We start from the raw sequence: 19,523 nt of genomic DNA, 5'->3' as shown, positions 1-19,523 counted from the left end.
TAACCGCCCTCTGACCTGGGGTTGTTTCCCCAGGATGCGGGGGGTGTCCTGCCATGCAACTCTTGTCGAGGCCCCATCCCCACCACACTCCAGGAGGAGTAGCCATGGGTGCTTTCGATCAGTTCAAGGACAAGGCCGAGGAGTACGCCGAGAAGGCCAAGGGTGCGCAGGGCGACCGCCGGAACAAGGCAGGCGACGCCCGGAACCCCGAGCAGGCCGAGCGCGGCATGCGGCAGGAGGGGCAGGAGCGCCGTTCCGACATCGAGGACCAGGTGTCGCGTCGCATGGGCCGCGGTTCCGAGGACGACAGCCAGGACGACCGGGCCTGACGTCCGCTTGAGCTGATACCGGCGCCGCGCATCGCGACGGCGCCGGGAACACCGTGACACGGAAGGGGCGCCCCGGGCGGGCGCCCCTTCTGCGCTGCCTTCAGACGGCCTCCATGGGCGCGGACCTCGCGTCCTCCTCGCGTCCCTGGTGCCAGTTGGCCGTCGGCGTCCCTGGCGCCGGCCGACCACCAGTCGGCACCGCGGACGCGGTCTTTCCGCGTTCTCAGGGGCGCGGAGGCAGCGGCGGGCGGGCGCGGTCCGGGCGGGACGACAGGTCGGGCGGCACCGCCGCCGGGTGCTCACCGAGCAGTGACAGCGCCTCGCGGACGGCGACGGCGAGTTGGCCGTGCCTGCCCTCCGCCCAGTCCAGCGGGGTGCGCAGGCACTCGATGTCGGGCGCGACGCCGTGGTTCTCGATGGACCAGCCGTAGGCGTCGAACCACGCGGCGTTCATCGGGACGGTGATGACGGTGTTGTCACCCAGTCGGTGACGTCCCGTCATGCCGACCACACCGCCCCAGGTGCGCAGGCCGACCACCGGGCCGAGCCTCAGCAGCTTGAAGGCGGCGGTGATCATGTCGCCGTCGGAGGACGTGGCCTCGTCGGCCACCGCGACGACCGGACCGCGCGGAGCGTTGCCCGCGTAGGAGACCGGTTGGGCGTTGCGGGTGACGTCCCAGCCGAGCACCGTACGGGTGAGCTTCTCGATGACCAGCTCGCTGATGTTGCCGCCGGCGTTGCCGCGTACGTCCACCAGCAGCGCGTCGTAGGCGACTTCCTTGCGCAGGTCGCGGTTGAACTGCGCCCAGCCCGAGCCGCCCATGTCGGGGATGTGCAGGTAGCCGCAGCGCCCGCCGCTCAGGTGCCGGACGACGCTGCGCCGCTTGGCCACCCAGTGCTGGTAGCGCAGCGGCCGCTCGTCGACCAGCGGCACCACGGCGATCCGTCGGGGCGCGCCGCGGCCGCCGGGCGGGGAGAAGGTGAGTTCCACGCTGGTGCCTCCCGCGCCCGACAGCAGCGGGTACGGGCCCGCCTGCGGGTCCACGCGGCGGCCGTCGACGTGGGTGAGGATCGCGCCCTCGCGGATGCCCGTGCCGGCCAGCGGCGAGCGCGCCTTGGAGTCCGACGACTCGCCGGGCAGGATGCGCGCGACCGCCCAGTCGCCGTCCTTGGTGCGCTGGAAGTCGGCGCCCAGCAGGCCGATGGGCCGCTGGTAGTGCGGCGGGCCCTCGTTGCGGCGGGCGGGCTGCACGTAGGCGTGCGAGGTGCCCAGTTCGCCCAGGACCTCGCGCAGCAGGTCGGCGAACTCGTCCGGGGTGGCGACGCGTTCGACCAGCGGCCGGTACTGGTCGAGGACCGCGGGCCAGTCCACGCCGCACATGTCCGGTGCCCAGAAGTAGTCGCGGATGAGGCGGCCCGCCTCCGCGTAGGACTGGCGCCATTCGGCGGTCGGCTCGACCTCGTGCAGGATGCGCCGCATGTCGACGTAGACGGTGGAGTCGTCGTCGCCGCGTTCGTTCGCGGGCAGCACCGCGAGTTCGCCCTCGTCGAAGACGGCCAGGCGCTGGCCGTCACCGCTGACGGCGTACCAGTCCATGTGGCGGACGAGTTCGGCGCGCTTGGACTTGGCGAGGTTGAAGTACTCCAGGGTAGGGCGGGCCGACGGGTCGGTCGGGTTGACGAACGTCTCGCCGAGCGCGCCCGAGATCGGCCACCTGAGCCACACCAGACCGCCCTGGACGGGCTCCAGGGCGCTGTACTTCGACGCGGGGACGGGGAAGGGCGTCACCCGGCTGGGAAGCCCCTCGGCCTCCACCACGACCGGTCCGTCGCTGCCGCCCTCGCCCGGGTCCAGGCCGCTGCCGACGGGACTGCCGTCGACCCGCAGCGCGAACGGCGACGGCGTCGCGGAGTTCAGCGGCACCAGGTAGGGCCGGCAGCCCAGGGGGAAGGACAGGTCGCCGGTGTGCACGTCGTACACCGGGTCGAAGCCGCGCCAGGACAGGAAGGCCAGGTAGCGGCCGTCGCGGGTGAAGACCGGCTGCTCGTCCTCGAAGCGGCCGTTGGTGACATCGATGATCGTGTGGTCGGCGAGCCGGGCGATCTTGATGGAGCGCAGCGAGCGTCCGACGCCAGGATGCGACCAGGTCAGCCAGGCCGAGTCGGGCGAGAAGGCGAGGTCGCGGACCGGGCCGTTGGTGGAGCGGACGAGTTCGTCCACGGTGCCCGTCGCCACGGGCGGCCGGGGCGGCCCGTACTCGTCGTCGGTGTCGCCCTCACCGGTCTCCACCAGCAGCAGCCGGCCGTCGTGGGCGGCCACGGCGAGGACGGCGCCGTCGGGGGAGGAGACCAGTTCGGTCACGCGCCCCAGGCGCCCGACAGCCAGGCGGGCGTGCGGGGTGTCGGGCGCGTCGCCGAAGGGGCTCGGACCGGTGGCGCCTCCTCCGTCACGGCCCCGCCCGGCACCCCGGTCGCCGCTGTCGCCGCCCTCGCTGCCGGGGGCGTACGCCTGGGGGCTCGCCTCACCCGCGCGGGTGACCTCGCCGGACGTCAACTGTGCGCCTGCGGACCCACTCGTACGGGTGAGGTCGCTGGTCCAGCGGACCGGCCCGGTGGCGACCGGCGCGCCGACCGGCAGCACGTCGGCGTCAGCGTCGCCCGCCCCGCCCGCGTCGCCTGGGTGCGGTACGGGGGCGAGGTCGGCGGAGTAGTCGCCCGGGACGTCGCCGGCGCCCTCGGGCCCGCGGGTGAGGGCGCGGGAGGCGCGCCCCGGCAGGTGGGCGAGTTCGATGCCGTCCTCGCCCTCGATGTCGGTGACATAGGCGACCAGACCGGTGTCGCCCAGCATCTCCGGCAGGCGCACCCGGGCGCCGGGGACGTCGCTGATGGTGCGGGCGGGGCCGTCGCGGTGGGTGAGCCAGTACAGGCTGCCGCGCACGCAGACGGCGCTGGCCCGCCCGGTGCGGTCCATGGCGAGGCCGTCCAGGTGGGAGGCGGCGGGCACCTGGTAGGGGCGGCGGCCGCTGCGCGGGCCGCCGAGGCGGACGTCCAGGCGGCGGGGCGCGGCGTCGGCGGACAGGTCGTCGACCAGCCACAGGGAGCCGGCGCACTGGTAGACGACGCGGCTGCCGTCGGTAGCGGCAGAACGGGCGTAGAAGTCCGCGTGGTCGGTGTGGCGGCGCAGGTCGGTGCCGTCGGGCAGGCAGGAGTACAGGTTGCCGACGCCCTCGTGGTCGGAGAGGAACGCGATCCGGCCGGCGACGAACATCGGGGACGCCAGGTGGCCGTCCAGGTCGGGCACCAGGCGCTCGCCGTGCAGCCACAGCCGGCCGGTGGCGCCGCCGCGGTACCGCTTCCAGGCGTGCGGTTCGTGCGGCGGGGTGCCGGTGAGCAGGAGGGTACGGCGCTCCCCGTCGTCGCAGTCGTGCACGGCGATGTCGGAGACCGGCCCCCAGGGGAGCGGGGCACCGGGCTCGTGCTCGGTCGGCACGCTGTGTGCCCAGGTGTGGTAGGCGAACGGCTGTCCGTGCGAGGAGACCGCAAGGATGTCGCCGTCCGGCGTCCAGGAGCACACCCGGGTGTCGGTGCTGCCCCAGTACGTAAGGCGGCGGGGCACGCCCCCGTCCATGGGCACGAGGTACACCTCGGGGTCCAGGCTGCGCCAGGTGGTGAAGGCGATGGCGGTGCCGTCGGGCGAGATGCGGGGCACGCCCACTCTGGTGCGGTCGGCGGTCACCCGCCACGCGCGGCCGGGTGAGGCGCCCGGCGGCCCGAGCGGGGCCACCCAGATGTCGTCCTCCGCGGCGAAGCTGAGCAGGTCGCCGTGCAGGTGGGGGAACCGGAGGTACGCGCCGTTGCTCACCTCTCCCATGGTTCGGGGCGCCTGCGGGGCGGGCAACTTTTCACGCCGTCGCGCGCCCCCGCCCTGCACCAGTACGCCCCGCGCCGGTCCGCCGCCGGTCCTCTCTTGGTCCGCCTCCGCGCCGGCGGCGCCCGCAGCGTCCGGGGCGGCGGACCTGCGGGCCCCGCCCGCCCCGGCTACGCCGTCGCGCGGGCCGCCGCGCGCCCGGCGGTGCGCCCCGAGAACAGGCAGCCCCCGAGGAACGTGCCCTCCAGGGAGCGGTAGCCGTGCATCCCGCCGCCGCCGAAGCCGGCGGCCTCGCCGGCCGCGTACAGGCCCGCCAGGGGCTCGCCGCGGCTGCCCGCGCCCGCTGCGCCGCCCGGCGCGGTTCCGGCCAGCACGCGGCCGTCCAGGTCGGTTTCCAGGCCGCCCAGCGACTTGCGGGTCAGGATGTTGAGCCGCACCGCGATCAGCGGGCCGGCCTTCGGGTCGAGCAGGCGGTGCGGAGCCGCGGTGCGCACCAGCCGGTCGCCGATGTAGTTGCGGGCCCCGCGGATCGCGGTGACCTGGAGGTCCTTGGTGTAGGTGTTGGCGATCTCCCGGTCGCGCGCCTCGATCTCGCGGCGCAGCGCGGTCTCGTCGATGAGGCCCTCGCCCGTGATCGCGTTCATGCCGCGCACCAGGGCGGCCAGGTCGCGTTCGACCACGAAGTCGACGCCGTGCTGCTTGAACGCCTCGACCGGTCCGGGAGCACCGGGCAGCGCCCGCTTGAACACCTCGCGCACGCTCTTGCCGGTCAGGTCGGGGTTCTGCTCGGAGCCCGAGAGCGCGAACTCCTTCTCGATGATCTTCTGGGTGAGGACGAACCACGTGTACTCGTGCCCGGTGCCCATGATGTGTTCCAGGGTGCCCAGGGTGTCGAAGCCGGGGAAGTACGGCACCGGCAGCCGCTTGCCGGTCGCGTCGAGCCACAGGGAGGACGGGCCGGGCAGGATGCGGATGCCGTGCCGGGCCCAGATCGGGTTCCAGTTCTCGATGCCCTCGGTGTAGTGCCACATGCGGTCGCCGTTGATCAGGCGGCCGCCGGCGGCCTCGGCGATGCCGAGCATCAGGCCGTCCACGTGCGCGGGGACCCCGGACAGCAGCTTGGCCGGCGGGGTGCCCAGGCGCTCGGGCCACGCGGCGCGCACCAGGTCGTGGTTGCCGCCGATGCCTCCGGATGTGACCACCACGGCCTGCGCGCGCAGCTCGAAGCCGCCCACGGCCTCGCGGGAACTGGCCACCCCGCGCGCCACCCCGCTCGGCGCGAGCACCTCGCCCGACACGCCGTCCACGGCGCCGCCGCTCGTCGTCAGGGCCGTCACCCGGTGCCGGAAGCGCAACTCCACCCGGCCGCGGGCGACCGCGTCGCGCACCCGCCGCTCGAACGGCGCGACGACCCCCGGTCCGGTGCCCCAGGTGATGTGGAAGCGCGGCACCGAGTTGCCGGGGCCGGTCGCCAGGAAGCCGCCGCGTTCGGCCCAGCCGACCACCGGGAAGACTCGCAGCCCGCGGTCGTGCAGCCAGGCGCGCTTCTCGCCCGCCGCGAAGTGCACGTACGCCTCCGCCCAGCGGCGCGGCCAGTGGTCCTCGGGGCGGTCGAAGCCCGCGGTGCCGAGCCAGTCCTGCCAGGCGAGGTCCGCGCTGTCCTTGATCCGCATCCGGCGCTGCTCGGGGGAGTCGACGAAGAACAGCCCGCCGAACGACCAGAACGCCTGGCCGCCCAGGGACGCCTCCGGCTCCTGGTCGAGGAGGATCACCTTGCGCCCCGCCTCGGCCAGTTCCACCGTGGCCACGAGCCCGGCCAACCCCGCGCCCACCACCACGACGTCCGCGTCCAGCGCCATCGGCCCGCTCCCTCGGTCATCCCTACTCGCCGGTAGAACCTCAGGGGAGCACGTTACGCGACCGTGCCCGCGCGACAAGGGGTTGCGTACGAACCCGGTGCCCCCGGCTCCTCGGGAGGCGGCTTTGAGCCGCCCGCCATGGCAGCCGGCTCCGGCCGCCTCCGCGCCCATGGGCGCGCGACGCCCCCGCGCCCTCGCGCCCCGCACCCCTCGCGCCCATGGGCGCGTGCCACCTCGCGCCCAAGGTGCCCAAGGTGCCTGTGACCTCACCCCTCCGGGTGACTTCCCGCTCCGCGGGTCACCGTTTGCGACCTCACCCGTACGGCCGCAGACGGCCCACGGCCGGGCGCCCGGTCGGAAGCCGAGCCGGCATCAGTAAGCGGTTCTGTACATCCTTTGACGTCATGTCAACGGCCCGATCCCCGTCGCCGCCATGCCGCCGCGGCCCGTGCCCCACCGCGTCGAGCCCGTGAGCTGGGGGCTTTGGGGAGCCTGTGTCCTCGTCGTGTTTCAAGCATTGACAGGACCTGGGGGGCTCCTCACTATGGGAGCGCTCCCACGTTAAGAGCGTGTAACTGCACCACGCACCAACGGCACCACCTCCCATGACCTTTCGACGGAGCTTCGAGGGTCCACCCCCCAATGGAGGTCGTTCGCACATGGCAGTTCCGATGATCCGACGTAGAACCGCCGCACTGGCCGCGGGGGCGCTCGTCGTCACCTCCGGCGCGGTGGCGGCCGCGTTGAGCACCCCGACCGCCGAAGCGGCGTCCAGCGCCTGCTCGGTGGCCTACACCGTGTCGTCCCAGTGGGACAGCGGCTTCACCGCTTCCGTGACGGTCACCAACAACGGCGCGGCGACCACGAGCTGGAAGCTCGGCTGGTCGTTCGCCGGCAACCAGAAGGTGACGCAGGGCTGGAGCGCCGACATCAGCCAGACCGGCGCGGCCGTCACCGCGTCCAGCCTGTCGTACAACGGCACGCTGGCGACCGGCGGCAACGTCAACTTCGGCTTCAACGGCTCCTACAGCGGGACCAACGCGGTCCCCACGGCGTTCACCCTGAACGGCGTCGCGTGCGGCGCGGCGAGTGGAGGTGACGGCGGTACCACCACCGGCGGCGGCACGGGCGGCGGTGACGGCGGCGACTCGGGCGGCACCACCACCCCGCCGACCGGCGGCGACGGCCAGCGGGTGGACAACCCGTACGTGGGCGCCAAGGGGTACGTCAACCCCGAGTGGTCGGCCGAGGCGTCCGGAGACGGCGGGGCGGCGATCGCCGACGAGTCGACCGCGGTCTGGCTGGACCGGATCGCCGCGATCGACGGCGCCGACGGCGCGATGGGCCTCAAGGACCACCTCGACGAGGCCGTCGCCCAGGCCAACGGCCAGCCCCTGACCGTGGAGTTCGTCATCTACGACCTGCCCGGCCGCGACTGCGCCGCGCTCGCCTCCAACGGCGAGCTGGGTCCGAACGACCTGTCGACGTACGAGACGCAGTACATCGACCCGATCACGTCGATCATGGCGAACCCGGCGTACGCGAAACTGCGGATCGTCAACATCATCGAGCCGGACTCGCTGCCCAACATCGTCACCAACGCCAGCGGTGAGGCGGGCTCGACCGCCGCCTGCGCCACGATGAAGCAGAACGGCAACTACGAGAAGGGCGTCGGCTACGCGCTCGCCAAGCTCGGCGCGCTGTCGAACACCTACAACTACATCGACGCCGGCCACCACGCGTGGCTCGGCTGGGACAGCAACTTCGTCCCCGCCGCGCAGGAGTTCCTGAAGGCCGCCACCACCAGTGGCGCCACCGTCCACGACGTGCAGGGCTTCATCACCAACACGGCGAACTACAGCGCCACCGTGGAGCCCAACTTCAAGGTGACCGACAGCGTCAACGGCACCAGCGTGCGGCAGTCCAAGTGGGTCGACTGGAACAACTACGTCGACGAGAAGTCCTACGCCACCGCGCTGCGCACCGAGATGGTCAGCGTCGGCTTCGACAGCACCATCGGGATGCTGATCGACACCGGGCGCAACGGATGGGGCGGGTCCGCCCGGCCCACCGGTCCGGGTGCCACCAGCACCGTGGACACCTACGTCGACGGCGGTCGGATCGACCGGCGCATCCACGCCGGCAACTGGTGCAACCAGTCGGGTGCCGGGATAGGCGAGCGCCCGACCGCTGCCCCGGCCGCGGGCCTGGACGCCTACGTGTGGGTCAAGCCCCCCGGTGAGTCGGACGGTTCGAGCAAGGCCATCGCCAACGACGAGGGCAAGGGCTTCGACCAGATGTGCGACCCGACCTACGGCGGCAACGCGCGCAACGGCAACAACCCGACCGGCGCCCTGGCGAACTCGCCGCTCGCGGGCCACTGGTTCTCCGCACAGTTCCACCAGCTCCTGCAGAACGCGTACCCGCCGCTGTCGTAGTGCCCGGCAGGTGAGCCAGGCACCCAAGGCAGCGGATCCCCCACCGGGCCCGTGACGGGGCCGCTCCCGGGTCACCACGACCGGGGACGGCCCCGCCTACGGGCCCGCGGCGTGCCGCCGTACCCCCCCGATTCGTACGATCGGGGGGTACGAGGAGCGGCGGGGGTGTGTTCGGGAGGCGGGCGGGATGAGCGGCGAGGGCGCGTACGGCGGGTACGACGACGCGGACGGCGCGACGGCGGGCGGGACGGTGCGGGAGGAAGGCCCCGGCGCCGTCCCGGTGCACGGGACGGTCGCCGACGGCTGGGAGCCGGTGCGGGACACCTTCGCCGAGAACTTCGCGCGGCGCGGGGACGTCGGCGCCGCCGTGGCGCTGCACCACGAGGGACGGGCGGTCGTCGACCTGTGGGCCGGGCGCACGGGGTTCGACGGGGGCGGCCGGTGGGAGCGGCGGACCGCCCAGGTCGTCAGGTCGGCCGGCAAGGGGGTCGCGGCGGTGTGCCTGCTGCTGCTCCACCAGCGCGGGCAACTGGACCTCGACGCGCCCGTGCACACCTACTGGGCCGAGTTCAAGGCGGCGGGCAAGGACCGCGTGACGGTGCGGGACGTGCTGGCGCACCGGGCCGGGGTGCCCGCGCTGGACACGCCGCTGACCCCGCGCGAAGCGCTCGACGGGGTCTCGGGACCGCGGGCGGTGGCCGCGCAGGAGCCGTCGTTCGCGCCGGGCCGCGCGCACGGCTACCACGCGCAGACGTTCAGCTGGCTGGTCGGGGAGCTGGTGCTGCGGGTGACCGGTCGGACCATCGGACAGTACGTCGCCGAGGAGGTCGCCGGGCCGCTCGGCCTCGACCTGTGGCTGGGGCTGCCCGCGGACCAGGACCACCGCGTCGGCCGGATCGGCTCCGTCGTCACCCCCGAGCCGCCCGCGTCCGGCGGCCTGCGCGCCCGCCCCAAGCGCACCGTCAAGGACGCCTACGCCGACCCCGCGTCGCTCACCAGCCGGGCGTTCGCCGCGATCACGCCGGCGCCGGACGAGAACGATCCCGCCTACCGGGCCGGCGAGCTGGCGGGCTCGGGCACGATCGCCACCGCCCGTTCGCTGGCCCGCTGCTACGCCGCGCTGCTCGGTGACGTGACCGGCGGTGACGTGACGGCCGACGGTGCGAGCGACGACGGTCCACGTCCCGGTTCCGGCTCCGGTTCCGGCCGGCGGCTGTTCGACCCCGGCACCCTCGCGGCCGCGTCCACCGTGGAGGCGGACGGGCCGGATCAGGTGCTGCTGCTCAACACCCGCTTCGGACCGGGCTTCATGCTGCACGGGCCGGCCTCGCCGATGCTGGGCGCGCGGTCGTTCGGGCACCCGGGGCGGGGCGGATCGCTCGGGTTCGCCGACCCCGACAGCGGGATCGGCTTCGCGTACGTGACGAACGGGATGCAGCGCAACGTGACCGCGGACCCGCGTGCGCAGGCTCTGGTCAGGGCCGTTCGCCAGTGCCTACGCTGACCTGATGACTGGACGCTTCGACGGCTACGGCGTGGTGGTGACGGGGTCGGCCCGCGGGATCGGCGAGGCGACGGCGCGCAGGTTCGCCGCCGAGGGCGCGGGGGTGCTGATCGCCGACCTGGACGGTGTGGCGGCCTCGCGCACGGCGGCCGCCATCCGCGCGGACGGCGGCCGGGCGGAGGCGGTGCGCTGCGACGTGGCGGAACGGGCCTCGGTGGACGCGGCGGTCACCCGTGCGGTGGACGTGTTCGGCACCCTGGACGTGCTGGTGAACAACGCCTACTCCTGCGGCGACCACCACGAGGACTTCGCGCTGGAGACCGAGGAGGAGTGGGCGCACGACCTCGATGTCACCCTCACCGGTGCGATGAGGTGCTCGCGGGCCGCCCTTCCCCACCTGAAGAACGCGCCGAGGCGGCGCGGGGCGATCGTCAACATCGGTTCGGTCAACGGCTTGTCGTACTTCGGCAACCACTCCTACAGCGCGGCGAAGGCCGGACTGGTGTCGCTGACCCGCACCCTCGCGGTGCACGCGGCGCGCGACGGGGTGCGGGTCAACCTCGTGGCGCCCGGCACGATCCGCACCCCGGCGTGGAAGGGCCGCGAGGCCACGCTCGCGCGGGCCGCGGCGGTCTACCCGCTGGGCCGGGTCGGCGAACCGGCCGACATCGCGGCGGCCGTCGCCTTCCTGGCGTCGCGCGACGCGTCCTGGATCACCGGGATCACCCTGCCCGTGGAGGGCGGCATCCTGCCCAGCAACCCGGGTTTCACGGACGCCCTGGCGGACGAGTAGGACCGGTCAGATCCAGGAGTCCAGCCACATCCGGGCCTGCCAGGAGTGGTAGGGGATCGTCATGCCCGTGTAGATCGGGAAGAAGTAGATGAAGTTCCAGATGATGAGGAGCACGAGGACGCCCGCTCCCACCGCGCCCCACATGCGTCTGCTCTCCGGGGCCTCGCGGGGGCCGAGGAAGGCGCCGATCATCATGGTGACCGCCAGGCACAGGTAGGGCACGAAGGCGACCGCGTAGAAGTAGAAGATGGTGCGGTCCTGGTAGTGGAACCAGGGGAGCAGGCCCGCGCCGGCCGCGCAGAGGATCGCGCCGGCCCGCCAGTCGCGGCGGGCGATCCAGCGGTAGAGCAGGTAGACCAGCGCGAAGCAGGCCGACCACCACAGCAGCGGGGTGCCCAGGGCGAGGATCTCGCGGGCGCAGCCCTCGGAGGCGGTGCAGCCGTCCTGCCCGGTCTTCGGCGACTCGAAGTAGTACGACACCGGCCGCCCCAGGACCAGCCAGCTCCAGGGGTTGGACTGGTACGGGTGGTAGGTGTGCAGGCCGACGTTGAACTTGTAGACGTCGTGCTCGTAGTGCCACAGGCTGCGCAGCGGCGCGGGGATGAAGGACCAGAAGCCGCCGCGGCCGTCCGCCCAGTGCCGGTCGTAGCCGTCGCTGGACATGAACCAGCCGGTCCAGGTGAGCAGGTACGTCACCAGGGCGCCCGGCAGCATCGTGAGCACCGACCAGCCGAAGTCCTTGCGCAGGACGGCCAGGTACGGGCTGCGGGAGCCGGCGACGCGCCGTGAGCCGACGTCCCACAGCAGCGTGAGGATCATGAAGAAGGCGAGGTAGTACATGCCGTTCCACTTGCTGGAAGCGGCGAGGCCCAGCAGGACGGCCGCGGCCACCCGCCAGGGCCGCCAGCCCATGCCCTGGCGGGAGCCCACCTCGTCGTCCGGCCCCGCGAAACCGTCCTCGCCCACCGGCAGCGCGGCCGCCAGTCGCGCGCGCGACCAGTCGCGGTCGACCAGCAGGCAGCCGAACGCGGCCAGTGCGAAGAACATGATGATCAGGTCGAGCAGCGAGGTCCGGCTCATCACGAACTCGAGGCCGTCGACCGCCATCAGGGTGCCCGCGATGCAGCCCAGCGCGGTGGAGCGGAACAGCCGGCGGCCGATCCGGCAGAGCATGAGCACCGCCAGGGTGCCGAGCAGGGCCACCATGAAGCGCCAGCCGAACGGGTTCAGCCCGAACATCCACTCGCCGACGCCGATCACCCACTTCCCGGCGGGCGGGTGCACCACGTAGCTGCCGACCTTCGACAGCGGGATGACCTGCGGGTGCGCGAGGATCTGCGGGTTGGAGACCTTGCCGTCCGGCCACGTGCCCTCGTAGCCGTACTTGATCATCGACCAGGCGTCCTTGGCGTAGTACGTCTCGTCGAAGACGACCTCGCGCGGGCTGCCCAGGTGCCAGAAGCGCAGGCCGCCGGCGATCGCGGCGACCAGGATCGGGCCGACCCAGCCCGACCACTTCGCGGCCACGTGCGCGAGGCGCGGGCCGAGGCCGAGCATCCGCCAGACCTTGGTGCCCGGTTCGGGGAACGGGGGGACCAGGCGCTCGCGGGTGTCGGTCCGGGGCGTCTCGACGTGCCCGAACCCGCGCAACCGCCGCGCCCACGCGCTCGGCTCCGCCGTTTCCCGGACGCCCTCTTGCGCACGGTCCTGCGCCACGGTCTCACTCGTCACCGGGCCATCGTAGGGAAAGCGTCTGAGATTGCGATGAGCTGTACACACCCCGGGACGGCTTTGTCCGGTAATCCGAGCACGGCGGCGCAACCCGCGAGGCGGCCGGAGGACCGTACGACGAAGCCGCGCCCGTACGACGACCCTCCGTACGGCGACCCTCCGTGCGGCGCCCCCCGGGCGGTGGCCCCGCGTCGGTACAGAGGGAGCCGCGCCCGTACAGACGCAGCCGCGCCCGTACGACGACGCCGGGTCGCGCCCGGGGCCGCACCTAGACTTCCGTCCGTGACCAGCTCATCCGAAGATCCGTCCGAGAACGCCGAGCCGCCCGCGCCCGAGCCCACCCCCGCCGACGCCGCCGGGGGCCTGCTGGTGCTCGCGGGCACGCCGATCGGCGACGTCGGCGACGCGCCGCCCCGGCTGGCCGCCGAACTCGCCGCGGCCGACGTCGTGGCCGCCGAGGACACCCGGCGGCTGCGCCGGCTGACGCAGGCGCTCGGCGTGGAGCCGGCCGGGCGCGTCGTGTCGTACTTCGAGGGGAACGAGGCGGCCCGGACCGGGGATCTGGCCGACGCGCTGGAGGGCGGCGCCCGGGTGGTGCTGGTGACCGACGCGGGCATGCCGTCGGTCTCCGACCCCGGGTACCGGCTGGTGGCCGCCGCGGTGGAGCGCGGGGTACGGGTGACGGCCGTGCCGGGGCCGTCGGCGGTGCTGACCGCGCTGGCGGTGTCCGGCCTGCCGGTGGACCGGTTCTGCTTCGAGGGGTTCCTGCCGCGCAGGCCCGGGGAGCGGCTGGCCCGGCTGCGGGAGGTGGCGGCCGACCGCCGCACGCTCGTGTACTTCGAGGCGCCGCACCGGATCGACGACACCCTCGCGGCCATGGCGGAGGTGTTCGGCGGGGAGCGGCGGGCCGCGGTGTGCCGGGAGCTGACCAAGACGTACGAGGAGGTGCGGCGCGGCCCGCTGGCGGAACTGGCCCGCTGGGCGGCCGACCGGGTGCGGGGCGAGATCACCGTGGTGGTCGAGGGCGCCCCGGCGCCGGTGCCCGGGGACGTGCCGCCTGAGGAACTGGCGCGGCGGGTCGCGGCGCGGGAGGAGGCGGGCGAGCGCCGCAAGGAGGCGATCGCGGCGGTCGCCGTGGAGGCGGGCGTGCCGAAGCGGGACGTGTTCGACGCGGTGGTGGCGGCCAAGCACGGGCAGCCGTGAGCGGGTGCCCCCTGGTGGGCCGCCGGGCGCGGCCCGCGACCCCTCCGCTGTCCCACAAACACCCCAAATCTGGTCCAAGTCTCTTCCCGGAGTGCTGCGGGCCGGGCCGGCCGGGCGTTCGCTGGTAGGTGGGAAGTCCCGGTCGGACAGGGTGTCCGTAGGGCCCAGGAGTTGCCATGAGCGACACCGTCGGAAACGGACGTACGGCACGTGGTCAGGCGGGCGCGGCGGGGTCCGCGCTGCCACCGGGCTCCGGCGCGGCCCGTACCGCCCCGCTGCGCCCCACCGCGTCCGGCCCCACCGCGTCCGGCCCCACCGCGTCCGGCCCCGCCCCGACCCGTCCCGCCGCGGCCAACGTCCAGGAGGCGTACTCCTTCGCGTGCATGCGCTGCGGCCACGGCTGGGAGCAGGCGTACGAGATCGAGCACCACGTCGACACCTCCGGCCGGTCCTCCGTCCGGTACCTGGCCGACGGTGTCGCGGTCCCCTCCCCGCTGACCCGGCCCTCCTGCGGGAACTGCGGCGGGCACCTGGTGCGCATCATGCGCTCCGGGCAGGTCGACGAGGTGGTGTCGCGGTGGCACGCGCACCCGTCCGGCACCCCGTCCGGCACCCCGTCCGGCACTCCGTCCGGCGCCGCGCACGGCGACCTCTCGGGCGGTCCGCGCCCCCGCCACTGGTCGCTGCGCGCGCTGCTGCACCGCGGGCGCCCGGGGCACCCCGGCCCGGAGGCCCCGGCCCGCCCGCCCAGGTGAGGGCTCCCGGGTGAGGGTGCCCAGGTGAGGGCGCCCGCGCGCCGCCGCCGACGAGGGTCCGATCCGGTCCGACCCGGGCCTGTCCTGTCCGGTCCCTAGGATCGGACCCATGCCGACGAAGAAGAACGCCGAGCCCGCGCCCGCCCCCGAACCGCTGCGCGTCCCGGTCGCCGACTCCCACACCCACCTGGACATGCAGTCCGGCACCGTGGAGGAGGCGCTGGCGGCCGCGGCGGCGGTGGGGGTGCGCACCCTGATCCAGGTCGGCTGCGACCTGAAGGGCTCGCGCTGGGCGGCGCGCACCGCCGCGGAGCACGACGCGATCTGGGCGGCCGTGGCGCTGCACCCCAACGAGGCGCCCAGGATCGTGCACGGCGACCCCGACCACTGGTCGCGCCAGGGGGACAGGGAGCCGGGCGGGATGGCGGCGCTGGAGGCGGCGATCGACGAGATCGACGCCCTGGCCGCGCTGCCGCAGGTGCGGGGTGTGGGGGAGACCGGGCTGGACTACTTCCGCACCGGCCCGGGCGGCGCCCAGGCGCAGGCGCACTCCTTCCGCCGGCACATCGCGATCGCCAAGCGGCACGGCAAGGCGCTGGTCATCCACGACCGGGACGCCCACGAGGACGTGCTGCGCATCCTGGAGGAGGAGGGCGCGCCCGAGACGGTGCTCTTCCACTGCTTCTCCGGCGACGCGGCCATGGCGCGGCTGTGCGCCGAGCGCGGCTACCACATGTCGTTCGCCGGGAACGTCAGCTACAAGTCGGCGCAGAACCTGCGGGACGCGGTGGCGGCCGCCCCGCTGGACCGGCTGCTGGTGGAGACGGACGCGCCCTTCCTCACGCCGGTGCCGCACCGCGGGCGCCCCAACGCGCCCTACCTGATCCCGGTGACGCTGCGGGCGATGGCGGCGGCCAGGGGCGAGGACGAGGACGTCCTCGCGGAGGCGGTGGCCCGGAACACGGCGCGTGTCTTCGGGTACTGACGGCGCCGGATAGCCTTGCGGGTGTGAGTACGACAGACCCCGAAGCGCCCGGCGCCCTGCTCGGACCGGCCGACGTGCGCGCGCTGGCCGCCGCGCTGGGGGTGCGGCCGACCAAGCAGCGCGGCCAGAACTTCGTGATCGACGCGAACACGGTGCGGCGGATCGTGCGCACCGCGCAGGTCCGCGCCGACGACGTGGTGGCGGAGGTCGGGCCGGGGCTCGGGTCGCTCACGCTGGCACTGCTGGAGACCGCCGACCGGGTCACCGCGATCGAGATCGACGACGTGCTGGCCGCCGCGCTGCCCGCGACGGTCGCCGCGCGGCTGCCGGAGCGGGCCGAGCGCTTCACGCTGGTGCACAGCGACGCGATGGCGGTGGCCGGCCTGCCCGGGCCGGCGCCGACCGCCCTGGTGGCGAACCTCCCCTACAACGTGGCCGTGCCGGTGCTGCTGCACATGCTCGCGACCTTCCCGACCATCGAGCGGACGCTGGTGATGGTGCAGGCCGAGGTCGCCGACCGGCTCGCCGCGACGCCCGGCGGCAAGGTGTACGGGGTCCCGTCGGTGAAGGCGAACTGGTACGCGCAGGTGCGGCGCGCGGGCTCGATCGGGCGCAACGTCTTCTGGCCGGCGCCGAACGTGGACTCCGGCCTGGTGTCGCTGGTGCGGCGCGACCCGCCGGTGACCACCGCGAGCCGGGAGCAGGTGTTCGCCGTCGTGGACGCGGCGTTCGCGCAGCGCCGCAAGACGCTGCGCGCCGCGCTGTCCGGATGGGCCGGGTCGGCGGCGGCCGCGGAGGCGGCGCTGCTCGCCGCGGGGGTCTCGCCGCAGGCGCGCGGGGAGGCGCTGACGGTGGAGGAGTTCGCGGCGATCGCCGAACACCGCCAGGGGTGACGGGTCCGCCGGCACCCGCCGCCGCGCCGCCGCGTCACCCGCCACCGAGGTGGGTCGCCGCCGCGCCGCAGCCCTCGCCGGCGCCACCGCAGCACCGCGCCACCCCAGCCCGCAGCACCGCAGCACCGCAGCCCGCACCACCGAACACCGAACGCCGAACGCCGTACGAACCGAGGAGCATCTGATCGTGACCGCCGTGACCGTCCGAGTGCCCGCCAAGGTCAATGTGCAGCTCGCCGTCGGCGGGCGGCGCCCGGACGGGTTCCACGACCTGGCCAACGTGTTCCTCGCGGTGGGCCTGTACGACCATGTGACGGCCACCTCCGCGGACGGGCTGACCGTCACGGCGGAGGGCCGGGACGTCGAGGGCATCCCGCTGGACGCGTCGAACCTCGCCGCGCGGGCCGCGATCGCGCTCGCCGAGCGGCACGGCATCGCGCCCGACGTCCACCTGCACATCGCCAAGGACATCCCGGTGGCCGGCGGGATGGCGGGCGGCAGCGCCGACGGCGCGGGCGCCCTGCTCGCCTGCGACGCGCTGTGGGGGCTGCACACGCCGATGGACGAACTGCTGCGGATCGCGGGTGAGCTGGGCAGCGACGTGCCCTTCCCGCTGCTGGGCGGTGCCGCGCTCGGCGTGGGCCGCGGGGAGCGGCTGACCGCGCTGGAGGCCGGCGGGGCGTTCCACTGGGTGTTCGCGCTGGCCGACGGCGGGCTGTCCACGCCCGAGGTCTACCGGGAGTGCGACCGGCTGCGCCGGGAGGGCGGGGCCGGCGACCTGGTGGGCGAGGTGCCCGAGCCGGCGGCGGACCCGGCACTCGTGGCCGCGCTGGCGGCCGGTGACGCGCACGCCCTCGCCCGGGTGCTGGCGAACGACCTCCAGGAGGCGGCGCTGTCGCTGCGGCCCGCGCTGGCCGACACCGTCGCCGCGGGCCTCGGGGCCGGGGCGCTGGCCGGGATCGTCTCCGGGTCCGGGCCCACCGTCGCCTTCCTCGCCGCCGACGCGGAGGGCGCCGCCAAGATCGCCGGCGCGCTCGGCGGCCGCGCGCGCGTCGCCCCGGCGCCCGCCGCCGGGGCCGCGGTCCTGCCGTAGCGGCGCCGAACTACCCTTGACATCCCGCCCCCCAGGAGAGAGCCGTCCGTGGCCGTCAACCTCGTCAATGTCGAAAGCGTCAGCAAGACCTACGGGACCCGCATGCTGCTCGAAGGGGTCTCGCTCGGGGTCTCCGAGGGGGACCGGATCGGGGTCGTCGGGCGCAACGGCGACGGGAAGACCACGCTGGTGCGGATGCTGGCGCGGCTGGAGGAGCCGGACGCCGGGCGCGTGACGCAGCAGGGCGGCCTGCGGCTGGGCGTCCTCACGCAGAACGACTCGCTGGACCCGGCCGCGACCGTGCGCCAGGAGATCGTCGGGGACCGCCCGGACCACGACTGGGCCGGGGACGCGCGGATCAGGGACGTGCTGACCGGGCTGTTCGGCGCGCTGGACCTGCCCGGCTTCGACCGCGGCCTGGACACCGTGATCGGCCCGCTGTCCGGCGGCGAGCGGCGCCGTATCGCGCTGGCGAAGCTGCTCATCGGCGAGCAGGACCTGATCGTGCTCGACGAGCCCACCAACCACCTGGACGTGGAGGGCATCGCGTGGCTGGCCGGCCACCTGCGCGCCCGCCGCGCCGCCCTGGTCTGCGTCACCCACGACCGCTGGTTCCTCGACCAGGTCTGCACCCGGATGTGGGACGTACAGCGCGGCAACGTCTACGAGTACGAGGGCGGCTACAGCGACTACGTGTTCGCGCGCGCCGAGCGCGAGCGGATCGCCGCCACCGAGGAGGCCAAGCGGCAGAACCTGGTGCGCAAGGAGCTGGCCTGGCTGCGCCGCGGCGCCCCCGCGCGCACCTCCAAGCCGCGCTTCCGGATCGAGGCGGCCAACGCGCTGATCGAGGACGTGCCGCCGCCGCGCGACAGCGCCGAGCTGATGAGGTTCGCCAACTCCCGCCTCGGCAAGACCGTCTTCGAGCTGGAGGACGCGACGATCACCGCGGGCCCCAAGACGCTGCTGGAGCACATCACCTGGCAGCTCGGCCCGGGCGACCGGATCGGCCTGGTCGGGGTGAACGGCGCGGGAAAGACCTCGCTGCTGCGCGCGCTGGCCGAGGCGGCCGCCAGCGACGGCGAGCGGCAGCCGGAGCGCGGCCGGGTCGTGGTGGGCCGGACCGTCAAACTCGCCTACCTCTCCCAGGAGGTCGCCGAACTCGACCCCGCGCAGCGCGTGTTGCAGGCCGTGGAGTCGGTGCGGCAGCGGGTCGACCTCGGCAAGGGCCGGGAGATGACCGCGGGCCAGCTCTGCGAGAGGTTCGGCTTCGGCAAGGAGAAGCAGTGGACGCCGGTCGGCGACCTGTCCGGCGGCGAGCGGCGCAGGCTGCAGATCCTGCGGCTGCTGATGGACGAGCCGAACGTGCTGTTCCTCGACGAGCCGACCAACGACCTCGACATCGAGACGCTGACCCAGTTGGAGGACCTGCTCGACGGCTGGCCCGGCTCGATGCTGGTGATCAGCCACGACCGGTACTTCCTGGAGCGCACCACGGACCGGGTGTTCGCCCTGCTCGGCGACCGGACCCTGCGGATGCTGCCGCGCGGCGTGGACGAGTACCTGGAGCGCCGGCAGGCGCTGCTCGCGGCCGCCGCCGCGCCGGCAGCCGGCCAGAAGCAGGCGAACCGGCCCCCGGACGGCGCCGGTTCGCGCTCGGGTCCGGGCGCGGGGTCCGGTACGGGGGCGGCCCCGGCGGCCGGCGCGGGCGGCGGCGCCCGGGACGCCCGCGCGGCGAAGAAGGAGCTCCAGCGCGTGGAGCGGCGGTTGGACAAGGTCGGCGTGCGCGAGAGCGAGTTGCACGCCCGGATCGCCGAACACGCCACCGACTTCGAGAAGGTGGCCGCGCTCGACGCCGAACTGCGCGCGCTGCGCGAGGAGCGGGAGGACCTGGAGACGCGCTGGCTGGAGCTGGCCGAGGACGCGTGAGACGGGTCCGCGGGCGCGGCGGGCGGAGCACGGGCGCGGCGGGCGGGCTCGCGGGCGGCGGGAAGGCCGCGCAGGTGGGGGACGTGTAGCGGGCCGGTAACGGAACAGCGGCGGCCGGCGGCGTCAAGTCGACCGGGTGATAGAAA

Annotated in this window: 13 protein-coding genes; 10 read left to right on the top strand and 3 right to left on the bottom strand. The window is 74.3% G+C overall.

What is annotated here, in order from left to right; translation table 11 throughout:
- The first annotated feature begins 104 nt into the window (after nt 1–104).
- The gene (locus tag RVR_RS13265) at nt 105–329 is read left to right on the top strand and encodes a hypothetical protein (RefSeq protein WP_202234050.1); all 225 of its coding nucleotides are present in this window, start codon (nt 105–107) and stop codon (nt 327–329) included.
- A gap of 223 nt (nt 330–552) precedes the next feature.
- Here the strand turns inward: RVR_RS13265 and RVR_RS13260 are convergent, their stop codons facing one another.
- Both RVR_RS13260 and RVR_RS13255 read right to left on the bottom strand, forming a co-directional pair.
- Nucleotides 553–4,200 (bottom strand): S41 family peptidase, encoded by a 3,648-nt coding sequence (locus tag RVR_RS13260; RefSeq protein ID WP_202234049.1) that lies wholly within the window; start codon nt 4,198–4,200, stop codon nt 553–555.
- Nucleotides 4,201–4,367: 167 nt separating this feature from the next.
- The gene (locus RVR_RS13255) at nt 4,368–6,056 is read right to left on the bottom strand and encodes an FAD-binding dehydrogenase (RefSeq protein ID WP_202234048.1); all 1,689 of its coding nucleotides are present in this window, start codon (nt 6,054–6,056) and stop codon (nt 4,368–4,370) included.
- A 671-nt stretch (nt 6,057–6,727) separates the two neighbouring features.
- Here RVR_RS13255 and RVR_RS13250 point away from each other — a divergent pair.
- The 3 genes from RVR_RS13250 to RVR_RS13240 all read left to right on the top strand — a co-directional run bounded on the left by RVR_RS13250 (nt 6,728) and on the right by RVR_RS13240 (nt 10,791).
- A complete protein-coding gene (locus tag RVR_RS13250) occupies nt 6,728–8,494 on the top strand; it encodes a glycoside hydrolase family 6 protein (RefSeq protein WP_202238582.1) in 1,767 nt (588 codons plus the stop codon).
- A gap of 187 nt (nt 8,495–8,681) precedes the next feature.
- A complete protein-coding gene (locus RVR_RS13245; RefSeq protein ID WP_202234047.1) occupies nt 8,682–9,998 on the top strand; it encodes a serine hydrolase domain-containing protein in 1,317 nt (438 codons plus the stop codon).
- A gap of 4 nt (nt 9,999–10,002) precedes the next feature.
- The gene (locus RVR_RS13240; RefSeq protein ID WP_202234046.1) at nt 10,003–10,791 is read left to right on the top strand and encodes an SDR family NAD(P)-dependent oxidoreductase; all 789 of its coding nucleotides are present in this window, start codon (nt 10,003–10,005) and stop codon (nt 10,789–10,791) included.
- A 6-nt stretch (nt 10,792–10,797) separates the two neighbouring features.
- On the opposite strand, the gene RVR_RS13235 is transcribed toward RVR_RS13240, so the two are convergent.
- On the bottom strand, nt 10,798–12,522 hold the full coding sequence (locus RVR_RS13235; protein WP_202234045.1) for a dolichyl-phosphate-mannose--protein mannosyltransferase: 1,725 nt from the start codon (nt 12,520–12,522) through the stop codon (nt 10,798–10,800).
- A gap of 363 nt (nt 12,523–12,885) precedes the next feature.
- Here RVR_RS13235 and rsmI point away from each other — a divergent pair, with 363 nt between their 5' ends.
- From rsmI to RVR_RS13205, 6 genes are all read left to right on the top strand, one after another.
- Nucleotides 12,886–13,725 carry a 16S rRNA (cytidine(1402)-2'-O)-methyltransferase gene (rsmI, locus tag RVR_RS13230; RefSeq protein WP_202238581.1) on the top strand — a complete coding sequence of 280 codons (840 nt, stop codon included), beginning with the start codon at nt 12,886–12,888 and terminating at the stop codon, nt 13,723–13,725.
- A gap of 176 nt (nt 13,726–13,901) precedes the next feature.
- Nucleotides 13,902–14,480 (top strand): hypothetical protein, encoded by a 579-nt coding sequence (locus RVR_RS38890; RefSeq protein WP_346731450.1) that lies wholly within the window; start codon nt 13,902–13,904, stop codon nt 14,478–14,480.
- 109 nt (nt 14,481–14,589) lie between these two features.
- The gene (locus RVR_RS13220; RefSeq protein WP_202234044.1) at nt 14,590–15,465 is read left to right on the top strand and encodes a TatD family hydrolase; all 876 of its coding nucleotides are present in this window, start codon (nt 14,590–14,592) and stop codon (nt 15,463–15,465) included.
- A 23-nt stretch (nt 15,466–15,488) separates the two neighbouring features.
- Nucleotides 15,489–16,358, top strand: a complete 870-nt coding sequence (gene rsmA, locus RVR_RS13215) for a 16S rRNA (adenine(1518)-N(6)/adenine(1519)-N(6))-dimethyltransferase RsmA (protein ID WP_202234043.1) — start codon at nt 15,489–15,491, stop codon at nt 16,356–16,358.
- Nucleotides 16,359–16,542: 184 nt separating this feature from the next.
- On the top strand, nt 16,543–17,451 hold the full coding sequence (locus RVR_RS13210; RefSeq protein WP_202238579.1) for a 4-(cytidine 5'-diphospho)-2-C-methyl-D-erythritol kinase: 909 nt from the start codon (nt 16,543–16,545) through the stop codon (nt 17,449–17,451).
- Between the two features lie 48 nt (nt 17,452–17,499).
- Nucleotides 17,500–19,377 (top strand): ABC-F family ATP-binding cassette domain-containing protein, encoded by a 1,878-nt coding sequence (locus RVR_RS13205; RefSeq protein WP_202234042.1) that lies wholly within the window; start codon nt 17,500–17,502, stop codon nt 19,375–19,377.
- Nucleotides 19,378–19,523 lie beyond the last annotated feature (146 nt).

This window comes from Streptomyces sp. SN-593, assembly GCF_016756395.1.
Classification (GTDB): Bacteria; Actinomycetota; Actinomycetes; order Streptomycetales; family Streptomycetaceae; genus Actinacidiphila; species Actinacidiphila reveromycinica.
Note: the sequence above shows the minus strand (reverse complement) of the source record. Positions and strands in the feature narration are given on the sequence as shown.

Excerpts from the sequence above, each read along its gene's own strand:
- RVR_RS13265 (WP_202234050.1), top strand. The coding sequence starts at position 105 with ATGGGTGCTTTCGATCAGTTCAAGGACAAGGCCGAGGAGTACGCCGAG.
- RVR_RS13260 (WP_202234049.1), bottom strand. The coding sequence starts at position 4,200 with ATGGGAGAGGTGAGCAACGGCGCGTACCTCCGGTTCCCCCACCTGCAC.
- RVR_RS13255 (WP_202234048.1), bottom strand. The coding sequence starts at position 6,056 with ATGGCGCTGGACGCGGACGTCGTGGTGGTGGGCGCGGGGTTGGCCGGG.
- RVR_RS13250 (WP_202238582.1), top strand. The coding sequence starts at position 6,728 with ATGATCCGACGTAGAACCGCCGCACTGGCCGCGGGGGCGCTCGTCGTC.
- RVR_RS13245 (WP_202234047.1), top strand. The coding sequence starts at position 8,682 with ATGAGCGGCGAGGGCGCGTACGGCGGGTACGACGACGCGGACGGCGCG.
- RVR_RS13240 (WP_202234046.1), top strand. The coding sequence starts at position 10,003 with ATGACTGGACGCTTCGACGGCTACGGCGTGGTGGTGACGGGGTCGGCC.
- RVR_RS38890 (WP_346731450.1), top strand. The coding sequence starts at position 13,902 with ATGAGCGACACCGTCGGAAACGGACGTACGGCACGTGGTCAGGCGGGC.
- RVR_RS13220 (WP_202234044.1), top strand. The coding sequence starts at position 14,590 with ATGCCGACGAAGAAGAACGCCGAGCCCGCGCCCGCCCCCGAACCGCTG.